We start from the raw sequence: 17,305 nt of genomic DNA on the forward strand, positions 1-17,305 counted from the left end.
TTGGTTGGACTGCAGCGAACGCTATTTGGTTCCCTTTAATGTCGGTGGGTGCCCCCGAGGTGGTGAAGCAAGGTGTGGGTCGTGGCGTCGACAAGCTTATATCTTGTCACCCGCCCCTCCTTGAAGGACTCGACCACTCCGTTATCTGCGAGCAGTTGGAGCGCTGCGGAGGCCGTGGGCAGGGTGACGCCGACGATGTCCGCGAGTTCTGAGACGGTGGCTTCACCGGGGCCGTGATAATGCAGCGCGATGAGGAGGCGGAGGCGCGTGCGATCGCCGAGCATTTTGAATGTTGGCGCCCACTCATCGGCGAGCTTCAGGAGATGAGGTTGATGCTCCATTGATAATTTCTTTCGCTAATAGTCAAATGATCATTTGAGTGTTAGTGTTTTCTCATGCTTCTTTCCGCCCGCACACACACGAGTTTCCAAGAACTTGGACTCAATGCTAGTCGGCGCAAAGCAATCAACTGGACACTGGCACTCACTGTGGTGCTAATTGCCTCCATGTTTGTTGGCGTGCTCATCGGTGCATCCGGGACCTCAGTGTTTTCCACGTGGACCGTAATTAGCCACCATCTTTTTGGCACTGAGCTAGGTGGCTCCGACACTGCCGACGCCATCATTTGGTACATCCGCACCCCACGCGTCTTGCTCGCTGCCATTGTGGGCGCAGGCCTTGCCCTGGCAGGTGCCATCATGCAAGTACTGGTCCGAAACATGCTGGCAGACCCCTATATCCTCGGGGTGAACTCAGGTGCCAGTTGCGGTGCGGCCGCTGCCTTACTGTTCGGAGTGGGCGCTGGATTTGGCGATTACGCCCTCCAAGGCAGCGCGTTTCTCGGCGCAATGGCAGCTTCCGGATTGATCTTCTTCGTGGCGCGCGCAGCGGGGCGCATCTCCTCGACCCGCTTGTTGATGTCCGGCGTAGCGATCGGATACATGCTCTCTGCGGCAACAAGCTTTCTCATCTTCTCCTCCGACTCCGCCGAAGGCAGCCGCTCCGTGTTGTTCTGGCTGCTTGGATCCTTAGGACTTGCCGCATGGAATGGGCCGATGGCGATCATCTTCCTCATCGTGGGCATTGCCCTGGCGTTGCTCATGGTGTTGGGTCCGCAATTGGATGCCTTAAACTCCGGCGATGAAACCGCACTTACCTTGGGAGTATCCCCTGATCGCCTCCGCATTCTCCTCCTGGTGATCACCTGCCTGCTGGTGGGATCCATGGTTGCCATGGCCGGCAGCATCGGATTCATCGGCCTTGTCATCCCCCACCTGGCCAGGCGTTTTGTTAGTGGAAAACACCGACTCATGCTGCCTGTATCCGCGTTGATGGGCGCAATTTTGCTCATCTGGGCTGATATCGCCGCCCGCACCCTGCTTGCGCCCCAAGAGATTCCCATCGGCATCATCACCGCACTCATCGGAGCACCCTTCCTCCTGATTCTGGTTCGCCGGATGCACACCTACTGATTTTTAAGGAATTATGCGTAAATTAGCCCTTCCCCTGGTTGCCTTCCTGACAGGAGGTTTAGCTGCATGCTCCTCTAGTGATGTGGTGGAAAGTCAAGGGATAACCGTTGAAAACTGTGGCTCGGTGGTGAATTTTGATAGTCCACCATCACACATCGCCTTGATGAAAAGCGCCGCCGTACCCACGCTTGATGCTTTAGGTGTTTTGGATCGCGTGGTGACCAAAGCTGGTGCCTTCCCAGCTGGGTATTACGACGCCGATTTATCGGAAAGAGTCACGGACATCCCAACGCTGTCCAACAAGATCGACGCCAGCGGACACGTGTTGATCTCGAAAGAAGTCGTTGTTGCCGCCAACCCAGACATTGTTTTCGGCGAAACTGACACCATCAACCGCGCATCCATGGCATCCTCGAACATCCCGGTCGTGGAGGAACCAGCATTCTGTGGCAGCATCGACGGCGACGTGAGTTTTGATGATGTCTGGTCACAAATCTCCACCTATGGCACCATTTTTGATCGCTCGACAGAAGCAGACGCATACATTGCAACGTTGAAGGAACGTGTTTCTGAAGTATCCTCGCGGGTTACTGACTCCGGAAAAACTGTGGCGGTGCTCTACCCCACCATCGGCGGCGGAGTCACCTACGCATACGGCCGCGGATCCATGGCCAACCCACTTGTTGCCGAAGCAGGCCTGACCAACGTTTTCGCAGACCAATCCGAACGCGTCTTTGAGGTCACGGCAGAAGAACTGATCTCCCGAAACCCCGACTACATCATCGTTTTACACAGCGACGGTTCCCCTTCAGACATCGTCGCAGAGGTGGGCAATCTCCAAGGGTCCAGCGCACTCACTGCTCTGAGTGAGAACAAAGTGCTGCCCATACTCATGAACTTTGCCGAACCCCCAACCCCGCTGGCCGTCGATGGCCTAGAAAAAATCATCGACTTTGTGGAAACCCACCCATGATCGAGGCCACACACCTACGCCACAGTTTTGGCGACAACATCGTCATCGATGACGTCACCCTCCATCTACCTGCACACGGCACCGTCAGCTTGGTCGGCCCCAACGGCAGTGGCAAAACCACCCTGCTGCGTGCACTATACGGAGCACTGCAACCAAATGAAGGGCACATCCACGTAGATGGCGTTCCACTAATAAGCTTGCACCGCAAAGACATCGCAAAAACCATGGCCGTAGTCATCCAAGAACATGACTCCGACCTCCCCATGACCGTCGCTGACCTGGTCTTACTAGGCAGACTCCCCCACCAAAAGATGTTTGCCGGCAACTCTCAAGCTGATCAGTTACTCGTTAAGGAAGCACTCACCCGAGTCGGCGCCATTCACCTGGCCGACCGACAATTCGGCGCACTTTCAGGCGGTGAACGCCAACGCGTCCTCATCGCACGAGCACTCGTACAAAACGCCACACACATCCTGCTCGACGAACCCACCAACCACCTCGACATCCGCTACCAGCACGAAGTCCTCCACCTCGTCCGCGAACTCAGCTCAAGTTCCATCATCGTCCTCCACGACCTCAACCTCGCAGCTGCCTACAGCGACCACATCATCCTCCTTGACCAAGGACGTGTGGTTACTCAAGGAACGCCCTCAGAGGTATTGACCCCAGAGCATTTGGAACCTGTGTATGGCGTTCGTGTTGAGCGCTTTGACCTAGGCGATGAAGTCCACCTTCGGTTCAAGCGTCACTAGGAGTTTTGTTGAGGAGGTGGCGGGGACTTAGTGTTCTTCTGAGATGCCTAAAGACTCTTCCAAAGCCTCACGCATGGCATCGCGGGGTGCATCCATTCCGGTGAATTGTTCAAACTGTCCGTAGGACTGGTGTGCCAGCATGACGTGGCCTCCGACAGCTTTGAGGCCTTTGGCTCGTGTGACTTCTACGAGTGGTGTTGGCCAGGGGTCGTAGATGACGTCGAGGACTGGGGCGATCGCAAGGGTGTCTTCGAGGCCTGCGATTGCTGCGGAGGGCACTGTAGAGACTACGACGTCGGCTTCGATGTGGAGATGCTCGAGCGGGGCGTAGGCCAAGGTGGTGGGGGTTTCGTCGAAAAGCGTTTGCAGTTCGGCGGTGCGATCGGAGCGGTTGAGCACCGTGATCCGGGCGACCCCGGCTTCGATGAGTGCCCAGATGGCGGGGCGTGCGGTGCCGCCGGAGCCGATGACGATGGCGTGTTTGCCGGCCAGTGATGCGCCGCCGAGGAGTTCACCGAGAGCTCCCCTGATGCCGTCGACGTCGGTGTTGTCGGCGCGCCATCCGGTGGCCGTGCGCAGCAAGGTGTTTGCGGAGCCGATGGCGCAGGCGCGTTCGGTTACTTCGTCGGCGAATTCAAGAGCTGCGAATTTAGACGGCATGGTGACGGAGAATCCGCAGTAGGTTTCATCAGCGCCGGAGACGATGCCGGGGAGCATGTCGCCGGTGCACTCAAAGCGGTCGTATTCCCATTGGTCCAGTCCGAGGGCTTTATAGCCGGTGTTGTGGAGGACTGGGGATTTGGAATGCTCGATGGGTGAGCCGAGTACGGCCGCCCGGTGAGTGATGTGAGAACCCAATTTTATTCGCTGATCCTTATCGGTTGCTGTCTAGAACGCCACTGTTCAAAGCTTGCTCAATGTCGGCTTCGTGCTCTTCGAAGGTGTCGTTGAACACGGTGGTTCCATCGGTGTCGATGGTGACAAAGTACAGCCAGTTTCCTTCTGCAGGGTTTTCCATGGCTTGGAGTGCTTCGGTGGATACTGCGGCGATGGGGGTTTGTGGCAGGCCGTCCATGGCGTAAGTGTTCCATGGGGTGACGGTCTGACGGTCTTCGTCGGTGGTTGCTACTTCTTGTTCAGACAGACCGTAGTTGACGGTGGAGTCGAATTGCAGCTGCATTGGCTCGGCGAGACGGTTCAAGATGACGCGGGCGACCTTATCAAAATCTCCTGCTGGTGCTTCGCGCTCGATTAGAGATGCTGCGGTGAGCAGCTCATATGGAGTAAGTCCGATGGCATCTGCACGGCCCGTGATGTCGGTTTCTTGGAAATGGTTTGCTGATCGCGTGATCAGATCGGTGAGGATTCCCTGGGCGTCGTTGGATGGATCCACCACGTATTGGCCAGGCATGATCAGGCCTTCGAGGCGCTTTGGATCAGTTCCGCGAGCTTCCACAGCAGCGATTGCCCAATCTGGGACACCCAATTCTGCAGGCGACACGGTGGAGGCAACCTGCTGCAAATCCTCAGCGGTGATGCAGTTGGCGGAGCCTTCGGTGCAGGTCACGGCTGCGATCTGGGAGTAGATTCCCGCGCGGGTGTTTCCGCCGACAACAGTGACGTCCATCAAGGTGGCGCCGCCGTGAATGTCGAGGAGATCAACCTGGTTGTCTGGATCAAGCAGAGCCGACACTGCAGCTGCTGCGTTCATTTGTTCCTGCAGACGGTAGAAACCTGGCTGTACACTACCCGCGTTGGGGTTGTTGCTGGCCGCTGTTTGGAACGCTGAGTTGGTGGCCACGATATCTCGTTCTTCCAACTCTGGGCCGAGCTCTGATATGGAGGAACCTTCAGGGATTTCGACCAGCTGAACCACACCGTTTCCGGAGCCTTCATAGTCATGTGGCGTCCGGTTTGAGGTGGCTACACCGATATAGATGATGGCACCGATAATGAGGATGAGTGAAGCGATCGTCACGGCAATAAACCGTTGGCGGCGCTTTACGTAGACGGGCTCCATCCGGCGGTTTCGGATTTGGTTCATCCTGGGAAATTTCCCTTCTCGTCGAAATCTTGGGTGTCTGTGGATTGTGGTTCAAGGGCTCGGGTGCGAGCATCCAACCAGGTTTGAAGGATTTCTACTGCGGCAGCTTGATCAATAACTTTACGTCCCGCTTTTTCGCTGACTCCTGAGGCCCGCAAGGCTTGGGTGGCCACGACGGTGGTGAGGCGTTCGTCGCCAAGCCGTACCGGAATGTTCTTTCCAGCATTGGTGAGGCGCCGACGGACGCGGAAAGCAATTTCCTTTGCATGCTTCACACTGGCGGAGCCATTTCCCTGCAGATCTGTGGGTAGACCAACAATGACTTCCACGGCGTTGTATTCCTCAACGATGGCGACCAACCGATCAATATCGGCCAGGTCTGGCCCTTTGAATCCAGTTTCCCGCGGAACGGTTTCCACAGGCATGGCAAGCTTGGCATCGCGGTCAGAGGCTGCCACTCCGATGCGCACGGTGCCGACATCTAAGCCAAGGCGCCGGCCTGGGCCTGGATCATCGTGACCGGGTGTATCGGCGGAAACCTTCATAGAAAAACCCGCTTACCTTTCCATTGTTTAGTGTTAAGAAATTAATGTGTTGCAAGGCACAAAGACAAATTTAGCTTTTAAGCATAGCCGTACGGAAGAAGACCCGTCTGATCTGTCCCCAAAATAGGACCCAAACCCTTCTAAAACATGCAATGCCGGGGTTCTCGTCGTGAGAACCCCGGCGTTATTTTTTAGGGCCTAGACTGAAGGCTTAGAGTGCCTCGATCTCAGCGCGGACTGCGCCGAATGCGGATTCCAGGCCAGCAATGTTGGCGCCGGATCCTTGTGCGAGGTCAGCCTTGCCGCCACCGCGACCGTCGATGTAGGAACCAACGAGCTTAACCAGGTTGCCGGAGTGAGCTCCGCGAGCCACAGCGGCCTTGGTTGCAGCTACCACGAATGGAACCTTGCCGGCGTTGTCGGAGGCAATAACCAAGACGCCTTCGCGGTCGCCGAGCTTGTCCTTCAGGGTGGTTGCGATGGTGCGCAGGTCACCGGCGTTGGTGTTGTCCTTGACGCGCAGCAGCAAGGTGGTGACGCCACCGATCTCTTGAGCGTTGTTCAACAGGTCTGCGGTTTGTGCCATGAGCTGCTGACGGTGCAGGGCTTCGATTTCCTTCTCTGCTGCCTTCAGCTTGTCTACCAGCTGTGCGACGCGCTCTGGAAGTTCCTCGGATGGAGCCTTCAGGGAGCTTGCCAAACCCTCGGCGAGTGCGCGTTCCTTGGACAGGTAGTTGAAGGAGTTCAGGCCGGAGTAGGCCTCGATGCGGCGCACGCCGGAGCCGATGGATGATTCACCCAACAGTGCCACTGGGCCGATCTGTGAGGAGTGCGCAACGTGCGTACCGCCACAGAGTTCCATGGAGAAAGGTCCGCCGATTTCCACAACGCGCACGGTGCTTCCGTAGTTTTCGCCGAAGAGCGCCATCGCACCCATTGCCTTGGCTTCCTCGAGTGAGGTTTCCACGGTGTTGACAGCCCAGTCGGTGTCCACGGCTTCGTTGGTGATCGCCTGGATTTGCTCGACTTGTGCTGGGGTGAGCTGCTCGGTGTAGTTGAAGTCGAAGCGCAGGTAGCCTGGCTTGTTCATGGATCCTGCCTGGAGGGCAGTTGGTCCAAGAACCTGCCGCAGAGCGGCATGAATCAGGTGGGTTGCGGTGTGTGCCTGGCGTGCAGCATGGCGCCATTGCTTATCGACGCTTGCCACCACTTCATCACCTACCGCAAGTCCACCGTTTGCCACGAGTGCCTTGTGAACCCACAGTTTCTTACCGATCTTCTGCACGTCATGGACATCAAGCACGGTGTCTCCGAGCAGGATCTGACCACGATCGCCGAGCTGTCCACCTGATTCTGCGTACAGAGGTGACTGGTCGAGGATGACCTCAACTTCTTGACCTTCTGTGGCTTCAGAAATCTTGGCACCATCGGAAAGTAGTCCGAGGACCTTGGACTGGGAATCCAGTTCCTCAAAGCCGGTGAATACGGTTGGGTTGTTGTCGACCCATTCGCGGTAGATGCTCAAGTCGGTGTGGCCGTGCTTCTTTGCCTGGCTGTCAGCCTTTGCACGGGAGCGCTGCTCTGCCATGAGGGAATCAAAGCCTTCAACGTCAACCTCAAGGCCTGCTTCTGCAGCCATTTCGAGGGTGAGGTCGATGGGGAAACCGTAGGTGTCGTGCAGTGCGAATGCCTGAGCACCGGCAACCTTGGTGGATCCTGCAGCCTTGATGGAGGTTGCAGCCTCTTCGAAGAGGTGGGTTCCAGAGACCAGAGTCTTCAAGAAAGCGCGCTCTTCGGTGACAGCCACACGCATGATGCGCTCACGGTTGTCGGCGATTTCTGGGTAGGACGGGGTCATGGTGTCCATGATGGTGTTCATGAACTGCTCCATGGTCTCACCAGTAGCACCGAGCAGACGTGCGGAACGGATAATGCGGCGAAGCAGGCGGCGCAGGATGTATCCACGGCCTTCGTTGCCTGGGGTAACACCATCGAGGATGAGCATCATGCCGGTACGAGAGTGGTCGGCGATAACGCGGAAGCGAATGTCAGAGGTGTTGTCAGAACCATACTTGGTTCCGGTCAGGGTCTCTGCAACGTCGATGACTGGGCGCAGCAGGTCGGTTTCGTAGACGTTTTCAACATCCTGGAGGATGCAGGCAACGCGCTCGACGCCCATGCCGGTATCGATGTTCTTCTTTGGAAGATCGCCAAGGATGTCGAAGTTGTCCTTGCCAATACCCTGTCCGCGTTCCTTCTCCATGAAGACCAGGTTCCAGATCTCCATGTAGCGGTTGTCGTCAGCGACAGGGCCGCCTTCCTTGCCGTACTTCTCGCCGCGGTCGTAGTAGATCTCGGAGCAAGGGCCACAAGGTCCTGGTACACCCATGGACCAGTAGTTGTCAGCCATACCCAGGCGCTGGATGCGCTCTGATGGGACGCCGATCTTCTTTTCCCAGATCTCTGCAGCCTCGTCATCATCGAGGTACACAGTGACCCAGAGGCGCTCTGGATCAAGGCCAAAGCCTCCGTCTGCTACGGAACCAGTCAGAAGGCCCCATGCGTGGGTAATTGCGCCTTCTTTGAAGTACTGGCCGAAGGAGAAGTTACCTGCCATCTGGAAGAAGGTATTGTGGCGAGTGGTGATACCCACTTCTTCGATATCCAGGGTACGAACACACTTCTGAATGGAAGTCGCAGTGCCGTTTTCAAAAGGTGGGGTCTGCTGGCCCAGGAAGTACGGCTTGAATGGAACCATGCCTGCGTTAACGAACAGCAGGTTAGGGTCGTCGAGAATCAGTGACGCGCTAGGTACCGCCTGGTGACCGGCATTGACGAAGTGATTGGTAAAACGCTCCCTGATCTCATGGGTCTGCACAGCGGTATCCTGCCTTAGAACTTCTCGAAATGTTTTAGCGCATTCAAAAACACACGCCTAAAAATGGACTGGTGGTAACTTTACCCGTCTCCACTAGGTGTTGAGCAACCCGGGCTACTTGGTTCCACGGATTATACGACGAAGCCTGCCAATGTACTCGGCAATCCGCTTCTCTCCACCGTGTGTGGTGGGCTCGTAATAGACCCGATCGCGCAGGTTCTCCGGTAAATATTCTTGCCGGACCACTCCCCTGGGATCATCGTGAGGATAGGAATATCCCACTGCATTTCCGAGCTTTTTGGCGCCTTCATAGTGACCATCGCGAAGATGCGCAGGAACGGTACCGATGTGGCCTTGCTGAACATCAGTCAAAGCAGCATCCATGGCCATGATGACAGCATTGGATTTGGGAGCAAGAGCCAAATGAATGGTCGCTTGCGCCAAATTGATCCGCGCCTCTGGCATACCGATTAATTGGACAGCTTGAGCTGCAGCAATGGCCACTTGCATGGCCGAAGGATCAGCCATACCGATGTCTTCACTTGAGTGAACCACCAACCGGCGGGCAATAAACCGTGGGTCTTCACCGGCATCAATCATGCGCGCCAAGTAGTGCAAGGCTGCGTCTACATCGGAGCCTCTAATTGATTTGATCCAGGCACTGACCACGTCATAGTGCTGATCGCCATCGCGGTCATAGCGGACCACTGCGCGGTTCACGTTGGCCATGACGGTGTCAATATCTAAAACGCCGCCATCTTCTACGGCTTCTGCAGCGGCTTCAATGTAGGTCAGGCCTCGGCGGGCATCGCCACCGGCAAGAAGAACCAACTGGTCAACTGCTTCATCGGTGGCGGTGATTCGACCGGCAAGTCCACGCTCATCTTCAAGCGCTTTATTAAGGACTGTTTTAATATCCTCATCGCTTAAAGATTCCAACTGGAGCAGCAAGGACCTGGACAGCAGTGGAGACACCACTGAAAAGGAGGGGTTCTCAGTGGTCGCTGCAACGAGCAACACGGTGCGGTTTTCCACTGCAGAGAGCAACGCGTCCTGCTGAGTTTTGGAAAACCTATGAACCTCATCAATAAACAGCACGGTGCGCTGCCCTAATTGCAGATCCATCCTCGCACGTTCAATAACGGCGCGGACTTCTTTCACACCTGAGGACAGCGCCGACATCGCCACAAAGCGATCGCCTGCAGCTGCAGAAATCAATGAGGCAATGGTTGTTTTTCCAGTGCCGGGAGGCCCATACAAAATGACGGAGGCATCCCCTGAACCTTCAATGAGCCGGCGAAGTGGCCTGCCCTCCCCCAGCAAATGCTGTTGGCCAACCACTTCATCAAGCGTCCTTGGCCTCATGCGGGCAGCAAGGGGTGCGTGTCCGCCTGGGTGAAAATACTTCGAGGCGGCTTTGGAATTGCTCACGCTGCTTGTGTTGCCTGCGGATCCCGGTGTTTCGGGCGTTTCAAAAAGTGAATCCTGGGCCATAGTGCACAGGTTAGTCGCTTGGCTGAAACAACCAAGCAACCGGTGCTCTTCAGCTAGTCATTTTTGAGGAACAAACGCACCACGTCGTCTGCGAATCGTGCCACCTCAGGGAACCTGGAATCCAGCCCGCGCGCTGCAAATCGCTGAAGCGCGGAGAACGTGTCGTGGAGGTCTTGCTGGACCAGCTCGTCATCTTCGGCAGATCGTGGAATCAACAGTTCATCAAGGTTGGAGACATCCAAAGTGGTGTTTCCATCTTCGGTGACGTGCAGCAGGTTAAGCATGCCGCTGATGGAGCCGAGCTTCATGAAGGCAACACTCGATAGTGCCCAGCCGATGAGAGCGGTCACGATACGTGCTTGGAGGCGCTCTTCATTGTTCACATTGGGCCAGATTCCACGGACTTCTTGGACCCAGGATTCAATGAGTTCGTCTACCTCATCATCAGAGATGGGGCGGCTGAACACGAATTGCGGGAAACCTGCGATCACACAAGCAACATCAAAGGTGGCATCCCTGAAACCGGCAACTTCGTAGTCCAGGAAGTGGGTGCGTTCAGCCACGATGATGTTGTCGGGTGACAAGTCAAAAGGTGTGAAGGCACGGTGGCGTCCGGAAATCAGGCGTCGCCGAGCTACGCGGGCAAACTCCTCGACGACTTCTGGAACGGTGACCCCGGCGTCGACAAGTATCTTTTTACCCACCTCAATTGCTGCGGGCAGCAACCTATCGCGGTTTTTCTGCATCTCAGCTGTGGCTGGGTATTTGGCCAGCATACGGTTGAGCAGAATGTTGAAGTCTTCTTCGCGGTCTGCGGTGGCGGCGTGCAGGCTGCCCAGCGATTGGCCGAGGTTGCGCAGGATCTGCATGCGCTGATCACCGGTACGCTGATCGATCAGATCCGCAAAGGTGTCGCCGTTGCCGGAATCTGAAATGACCAGGATGCGCTTGTCAATGTCATAGGCCAAAATGACTGGCCCTGGGCGGACATCTTCCGACAAGGAGGTGGTGAACTGGTAGGAGACGATTTCACGCACCAGCGCAGAATCATCAAAGACGTCTCCGGTGCTGGGCACGTACTTCAGCACCACGGAGCGCTGTTGGAGGAATGGGGAGTTAGCCACCCTGGCACGCAGCACCGCGGAGGTGCCGGAACCGTTGAGCTGCTCCACGTCAGAAAGAGTTTGTACACCGCCGTAGCGTTTAGACAGCAAATCTTCTGCGATCGCAACAATTTCTTCGTGGCTCAGCATGGGCATTCTCCTTAATACATCCGCCAACAGGCACTGAACAGGTCCCCTAGCTTTACCTGTTCAAAAAACTTCCGATTAACAATCAATGAATTTGATCGGCGCGGAAGCGCATATTTCCTCATTCTATGGTACAGAGCACCATAGAAAATGGGGGTGAGTTAGATAACATCACCCCCATTTCATTCTTAATTACTTTTCAGCAGACTCTTCAGCCTGTGCCTCTGCCTGTGCTTCCGCCTTAGGCTTTGGCTTGGCATCGATGCCAGCTTCCTTACGCTGCTGCGGGGTGATTGCTGCAGGAGCATCAGTCAGTGGGTCGATTCCGCCACCGGACTTAGGGAACGCGATGACGTCGCGGATGGAGTCAAAGCCGCCCAGCAGGGACACGATGCGGTCCCAGCCGAATGCGATTCCGCCGTGTGGAGGTGCGCCGAATGCGAAGGCGTCAAGCAGGAAGCCGAACTTCTCGCGTGCTTCTTCACCGGTGATGCCCATAACCTCGAAAACGCGTTCCTGAACGTCGCGCTGGTGGATACGGATGGAACCGCCACCGATTTCATTGCCGTTGCACACGATGTCGTATGCATAAGCAAGTGCGTCACCTGGGTTGGTGTCAAAGTTGTCCAGGAACTCTGGCTTAGGTGAGGTGAAGGCGTGGTGGACTGCGGTCCACTTGGAGTTACCCAGTGCAACGTCACCGGATGCGGTGGCGTCTGCTGCTGGCTCGAACATTGGAGCGTCAACGATCCAGGTGAATGCCCAGTCGCCTTCCTTGATCAGGTCGAGCTTCTTAGCGATCTCGCCACGAGCTGCACCGAGCAGTGCGAGGGAAGACTTGGTGTCTCCTGCTGCGAAGAAGATGCAGTCGCCTGGCTGTGCGCCAACGTGAGCTGCGATTCCTGCGCGCTCAGCGTCGGTGATGTTCTTAGCCACAGGTCCGGACAGCTCGCCGTCTTCACCAACGAGGATGTAAGCAAGTCCCTTAGCACCGCGCTGCTTGGCCCATTCCTGCCATGCGTCGAGCTGACGGCGAGGCTGGGAAGCACCACCGGTCATGACAACTGCGCCGACATATTCGTTCTTGAACACACGGAATGTGGTGTCCTGGAAGAACTCGGTGCACTCGGTGATTTCGATGTCGAAGCGCAGGTCTGGCTTGTCGGAGCCGTAGCGACGCATTGCATCGGCGTAGGTCATGCGTGGGATTGGAGTCTTGATCTCATATCCGATCAACTTCCACACCTCAGAGATGATCTCCTCGCCCAGTGCGATGACATCATCCTGGTCCACGAAGGACATTTCAACGTCCAGCTGGGTGAACTCTGGCTGACGGTCTGCACGGAAATCCTCATCGCGGTAGCAACGAGCGATCTGGTAGTAGCGCTCCATGCCAGCAACCTGCAGCAGCTGCTTGAACAGCTGTGGGGACTGTGGCAATGCGTAGAAAGTGCCTGGGCGCAGACGAGCTGGCACCAGGAAGTCACGTGCGCCTTCTGGGGTGGAACGAGTCAAGGTTGGGGTCTCGATCTCGGTGAAATCGTGGCTGTCCAGCACGGTGCGTGCAGCCTTGTTGGCAGCAGAACGCAGACGCAGGGCGTTCGCCTGAACTGGGCGACGCAGGTCCAGGTAGCGGTACTTCAGACGGGTCTCTTCGCCGACTTCACCAGCAGAGGAGGAATCCTCGATCTGGAAAGGAAGTGGAGCGGACTCGTTGAGTACCTCAAATTCGGTGACGCTGACTTCAATGTCGCCGGATGCAAGGTTAGGGTTTTGAGAGCCTTCTGGGCGCTCTTCGACGACGCCGGTGACGCGTAGGACGAATTCGCTGCGCAGTGCGTGTGCACGCTCAGCAACGTCCTCATTGCGGAAAACAACCTGGGCAATGCCAGTACGGTCGCGAAGATCGATGAAGATCACGCCACCGTGGTCACGGCGACGATTGACCCAGCCGGTCAGAGTAACTGACTGGCCTGCGTTTTCTTTACGAAGCTCGCCTGAGAGATGAGTGCGCAGCACGTTGGTGGAAGTCCTTCCGCTTGGTTTTGATCAGTCGATGGTTTCTGGAGCCTTAAACAATAAGCTCAACCGCCCAAAAAGGGCGGGCATGCAGCCCAGAAACAGGCAACACACGCATTGTACCCGCCATCTGGTTTGCCTTGAACCTTGAGTGGTTTATTAGGTGCAGTCAGTTTTCGATTGCATCCATTTTGTTACACCCAAACCTGTCGGTTTCCCTATGTAATGTGCCATGATTTCTTTCATGACCTTTCGTGATGATGTAACTCGATCAGGTGGAAATGCCCGCAAAAGTGGCGGCGGTGGCCGAGGGATGGCCGTTGGTGGCGGCATCGGTGGCCTGCTACTAGTCGGGCTCTTCTTGCTCCTTGGCGGTAACCCTGCCGAGATCGACCAGGTTTTAGGTGGCGATCAAACCCAGATCGAGTCTGGAGAGTCCACCGGAGCCGGCGACTTTGATCACTGCCAAACCGGCGCAGATGCCAACGCCAGTGATGATTGTCGCCTTTACTACACCTCATTCTCCGTCAATGAAATGTGGCAGACTTTGCTTCCAGCTCAGGCTGGTATCGAATACACCGAGCCGACATTGACTCTTTTCAAAAACTCCACCCAAACCGGCTGCGGTTTCGCTTCTGCGTCCACTGGGCCGTTTTACTGTCCGTCAGACCAAGATGCTTATTTTGACTTGACTTTCTTCGATCAGATGCGTCAGTTCGGTGCAGAAAACGCCCCGCTTGCCCAGATGTACATCGTGGCGCACGAGTACGGCCACCACGTCCAAAACCTCGAGGGCACACTCGGACTGTCCAATTACAACGATCCGGGCGCTGATTCCAACGCCGTCAAGATCGAGTTGCAGGCCGATTGCTACGCAGGCATTTGGGCTAATCACTCCAGCGAAGGCCCGGATCCGCTACTCCAACCCATCACCGAATCTGAGCTAGATTCCGCTCTCCTTGCTGCAAGCGCCGTGGGCGACGACAATATCCAGCAACGATCCGGTGGCGATGTCAATCCTGAAAGCTGGACTCACGGCTCATCGCAGCAGCGCAAAGACGCGTTCCTCGCCGGCTACAACACCGGCCAGATGAGCGCCTGCGACTTCCTCGGCCGGGGCGTCTACAACGACGCTTAAAGCATTGCTTTTCGACGTCTCCCCACACCGATTAATTCCGGCCTTAGGCAACTAGCTTAAGGCCGTTTCTTCATCTTTAGGGCCAGTGGATTCAGTAAGCCCTAACCGTGCACGCTCCTCATCAATAACCCGTGCTGCCAGCTGTGATTCAGTGATATCCACAGCATCTGGAATCTCTGCGGTTTCAGATAGCCGGGCGTAGACGTCGAAGACGTGAGTTTTGCCTGCCAGGATTTCTAGCATGCGTTCGTCTGCGGTTTCGTCGCCGATGAGTCGGTGGACTTGGACGGTGGCGGTTTGGCCCATGCGGTGGACTCGGGCGACGGCCTGCTGTTCGATGGTTGGCTTTACTTGAGGTTCACAAATAATGCATAGGCTCGCGGATTGGATGTTTAGGCCTACTCCCCCGGCGGTGATTTGGGCAATGAGGGCGGATCCGGGTTTGGAGTGGGACAGGGCGTCGACAAGCAATTGGCGCTTGGTGGCTGGCACGTCGCCGGAAATGCGGCCGATGACGCGCTCGCCTAGATGCTTTTCCAGTTCGTCGAGGACGTCGAGGAAGTAGGTGAAGATGAGGGCTTTGCGGCCGTGTTCTTCTGCTTCTTCGAAGAGTTCTAGGATGCGTTGCATTTTTGCGGAAGTTAGGCGTGGTGTTGGTGAGAGCATGGCGGAGCGGCGCATGCCCATCCAGCTGCCTTGGCGGACTTGGTCGTCGTAGGCGCTGCGGTCTTCTGGGGTGAGGTCGATCCAGTCGATGGAGTCGGTGCGCTCTGGGAGTTCGTCAAGCACATCAGCTTGATTTCTGCGCAGATAGGCTGGTGCGATGCGCTCGCGGAAATTCTCGGCCTGCATTTTGGACATGCCACGGGTGATCAGCTCCGGTTGGATGTAGCGCACGAGATTTACAAACTCTTCCACTTTGTTTTCTAGTGGTGTGCCGGTCATCAGAAGGGTGTATGGGGCGGCGTCGATAAGTTTGCGCAGTGCTTGGGTGCGTTTGGTGGAGGGGTTTTTGATCAGGTGGGCTTCATCGGCAATGACCAGACCCGGCGCGGGGATGTCCATGGTGCGGACGCCGTCGTAGGTGCAGATTGCGATTCCGTTGGTGTTAGACCAGGCGTTGATGGCGTCTTGTTTGTTGTCTCCGTGGGCGATGAATACGGGGAGGTTGAGGAAGCGTTTGCATTCGCGGGTCCAGTTAACAATGACGGATGCGGGTACGACGACGAGGGTGCGGAAGTCTTTTTCGGTGGCGGCAAGGTGTGCAGCTGCGGAGAGGGCTTGGACTGTTTTGCCGAGTCCCATGTCGTCGCCGAGGAGGGTTTTCTTTTGGATGATGGCGAAGCGGGCGCCGAATGATTGGTATCCGCGGAGGTGGAGGTCGGTGAGATGAGTTTTGTCGAGGGTGAGGTCTCTGATTTTTTGGAGGGTGGTGGCGTCGAGGAGTTCGTCTGCGCCTTCGATGTCGCGGCCGAGCAGCGTGGCTAGCAGGCCTTGGTAGTGAGCGGGACGGGAGATGTAGTCGTCCCAGATGTCGGCGGGTGGGGTGGTGATTGTTTGTGGGTGGAAGAGGTTGGGGTTTGCGTCGATCCAGCGGAGGTCGTCGGTGAAGTTGTTGAACTCAGGCGTTGCTGGGTTGATGACGATGTAGGGGTCGAGGCTTGGGGGTATGTGTTCTACGTAGTCGATGACGCGGGTGCGGCGGGCGCGTTCTTCGGGCGTGATGGTTTCGGTTTGGTCGAAGCGGGCCAGCACGTTGATTAGACGCATGGCGGGTTGGGTAGGTTCGTCGCCGATGGAGGTGTTTTGGCGGCGTAGTGCTTCTTGTTTGAGTGTTTCTGCTGCGGCTTTCATCCGCCCCGCGGTTTGGGCGCCGATACCTTGCACGGTGGTGAGGATGGAGGTGTGTGTTTTTAGGACGTCGGCGACGGTTGCGACGTGGATGGAATCGAGGGATCCAAAGCGCAGGCGGTGGTCGGTAGCCATGCGTAGGGCATCAACGGGGAGTTGTTCGAGGAGTATCTGTACGCGGAGCTCGTTGATGGATGTGAGGTGTTTCTCGGCTTCGCTTTTCAGCCGGTATTCGGAGTTAGGATCTTGGGCGTAGCGTTGGACTACCCGGCGCGCTTGGGCAAGGGTATGTCCGTCCCAGGGTTCGGCACCGAATCCAGCGATACCGAGGGCTGAGGCGAGTACCTGTTGTGCGCGTTCGATGTAGCGCTCTCCCACTCCATGAATACCTGGGAAAAGTGCAACGCCTTGTTGTTGGCGGGTGCGGGCAGCGTGGACGCCCTCGAGCATGCGGGAGACTTCGTGGGTGGTAGATGAAATCTCGTCGAGTTTGACCATGAGGTCGAAGACAGCTTGGTCGCCGGCTTGGACCTTGGTGGGGTTGAATAGTCTGCGGAACATGCCGCCTTGGCCCTCGTTGATGATCTGGCATAGGCGTGGGATCGAAGCGACTGATGCGACGTAATCGGTAAGGGTGGCTTCTGCATTCATGCCGTCTAGAAAGACGTTGACATACAGGTTGTCAGGCCAGGTGATGTTGCGGGATGGGATCAGATAGGTATCGGTGCCGAGTGTCCCGTTGTCCCCTACTGTGGCCGTTCCGGGTGTTTTCAACAGTCGGAGCACGTTGTTTGCTTGTTCGGCAAGGTTGATTGTGTGCTGTGCTCTATCTAGCAGTGCAGAGATTTGTGCCCGGTCCATAGCGTTTGATTCTGCCATTAACGCTATT

At 56.5% G+C, this 17,305-nt stretch carries 13 protein-coding genes; 4 read left to right on the top strand and 9 right to left on the bottom strand.

The window, feature by feature from the left end:
• Positions 1 to 35: 35 nt before the first annotated feature.
• The gene (locus CGL_RS08125; protein ID WP_003855958.1) at positions 36 to 341 is read right to left on the bottom strand and encodes an ArsR/SmtB family transcription factor; all 306 of its coding nucleotides are present in this window, start codon (positions 339 to 341) and stop codon (positions 36 to 38) included.
• 54 nt (positions 342 to 395) lie between these two features.
• On the opposite strand from CGL_RS08125, the gene CGL_RS08130 reads away from it, so the two are divergent.
• Genes CGL_RS08130 through CGL_RS08140 form a run of 3 tightly spaced genes read left to right on the top strand, consistent with a single transcriptional unit; the run spans position 396 to position 3,197 of the window.
• Positions 396 to 1,472 carry a FecCD family ABC transporter permease gene (locus CGL_RS08130; protein WP_011014490.1) on the top strand — a complete coding sequence of 359 codons (1,077 nt, stop codon included), beginning with the start codon at positions 396 to 398 and terminating at the stop codon, positions 1,470 to 1,472.
• A gap of 13 nt (positions 1,473 to 1,485) precedes the next feature.
• Positions 1,486 to 2,445: an ABC transporter substrate-binding protein gene (locus CGL_RS08135; protein WP_011014491.1), complete on the top strand. Its 960-nt coding sequence runs from the start codon at positions 1,486 to 1,488 to the stop codon at positions 2,443 to 2,445.
• Positions 2,442 to 3,197, top strand: a complete 756-nt coding sequence (locus CGL_RS08140; RefSeq protein ID WP_011014492.1) for an ABC transporter ATP-binding protein — start codon at positions 2,442 to 2,444, stop codon at positions 3,195 to 3,197. The genes CGL_RS08135 and CGL_RS08140 overlap by 4 nt, the downstream gene beginning before the upstream one ends.
• A 27-nt stretch (positions 3,198 to 3,224) precedes the next feature.
• Here the strand turns inward: CGL_RS08140 and CGL_RS08145 are convergent, their stop codons facing one another.
• From CGL_RS08145 to aspS, 7 genes are all read right to left on the bottom strand, one after another.
• Positions 3,225 to 4,055, bottom strand: a complete 831-nt coding sequence (locus CGL_RS08145) for a shikimate dehydrogenase (RefSeq protein ID WP_011014493.1) — start codon at positions 4,053 to 4,055, stop codon at positions 3,225 to 3,227.
• A gap of 16 nt (positions 4,056 to 4,071) precedes the next feature.
• Positions 4,072 to 5,241: an endolytic transglycosylase MltG gene (gene mltG, locus CGL_RS08150; protein WP_011014494.1), complete on the bottom strand. Its 1,170-nt coding sequence runs from the start codon at positions 5,239 to 5,241 to the stop codon at positions 4,072 to 4,074.
• Positions 5,238 to 5,786, bottom strand: a complete 549-nt coding sequence (gene ruvX, locus CGL_RS08155) for a Holliday junction resolvase RuvX (RefSeq protein ID WP_011014495.1) — start codon at positions 5,784 to 5,786, stop codon at positions 5,238 to 5,240. The genes mltG and ruvX overlap by 4 nt, the downstream gene beginning before the upstream one ends.
• Before the next feature lie 211 nt (positions 5,787 to 5,997).
• On the bottom strand, positions 5,998 to 8,664 hold the full coding sequence (gene alaS / locus CGL_RS08160; protein WP_011014496.1) for an alanine--tRNA ligase: 2,667 nt from the start codon (positions 8,662 to 8,664) through the stop codon (positions 5,998 to 6,000).
• A gap of 114 nt (positions 8,665 to 8,778) precedes the next feature.
• Positions 8,779 to 10,158 carry a replication-associated recombination protein A gene (locus CGL_RS08165; protein ID WP_003855936.1) on the bottom strand — a complete coding sequence of 460 codons (1,380 nt, stop codon included), beginning with the start codon at positions 10,156 to 10,158 and terminating at the stop codon, positions 8,779 to 8,781.
• 53 nt (positions 10,159 to 10,211) lie between these two features.
• Complete coding sequence (locus tag CGL_RS08170) at positions 10,212 to 11,411, bottom strand: phosphotransferase family protein (RefSeq protein WP_011014497.1); 1,200 nt, start codon at positions 11,409 to 11,411, stop codon at positions 10,212 to 10,214.
• A gap of 189 nt (positions 11,412 to 11,600) precedes the next feature.
• Complete coding sequence (gene aspS / locus CGL_RS08175) at positions 11,601 to 13,427, bottom strand: aspartate--tRNA ligase (RefSeq protein WP_011014498.1); 1,827 nt, start codon at positions 13,425 to 13,427, stop codon at positions 11,601 to 11,603.
• A gap of 313 nt (positions 13,428 to 13,740) precedes the next feature.
• Between aspS and CGL_RS08180 the strand changes: the two genes are divergently transcribed.
• On the top strand, positions 13,741 to 14,565 hold the full coding sequence (locus CGL_RS08180; RefSeq protein ID WP_011265774.1) for a KPN_02809 family neutral zinc metallopeptidase: 825 nt from the start codon (positions 13,741 to 13,743) through the stop codon (positions 14,563 to 14,565).
• Positions 14,566 to 14,616: 51 nt separating this feature from the next.
• On the opposite strand, the gene CGL_RS08185 is transcribed toward CGL_RS08180, so the two are convergent.
• Positions 14,617 to 17,295 (bottom strand): DEAD/DEAH box helicase, encoded by a 2,679-nt coding sequence (locus CGL_RS08185; RefSeq protein ID WP_011014500.1) that lies wholly within the window; start codon positions 17,293 to 17,295, stop codon positions 14,617 to 14,619.
• Positions 17,296 to 17,305: the final 10 nt, after the last annotated feature.

This window comes from Corynebacterium glutamicum ATCC 13032 (genome assembly GCF_000011325.1).
Lineage (GTDB): Bacteria > Actinomycetota > Actinomycetes > Mycobacteriales > Mycobacteriaceae > Corynebacterium > Corynebacterium glutamicum.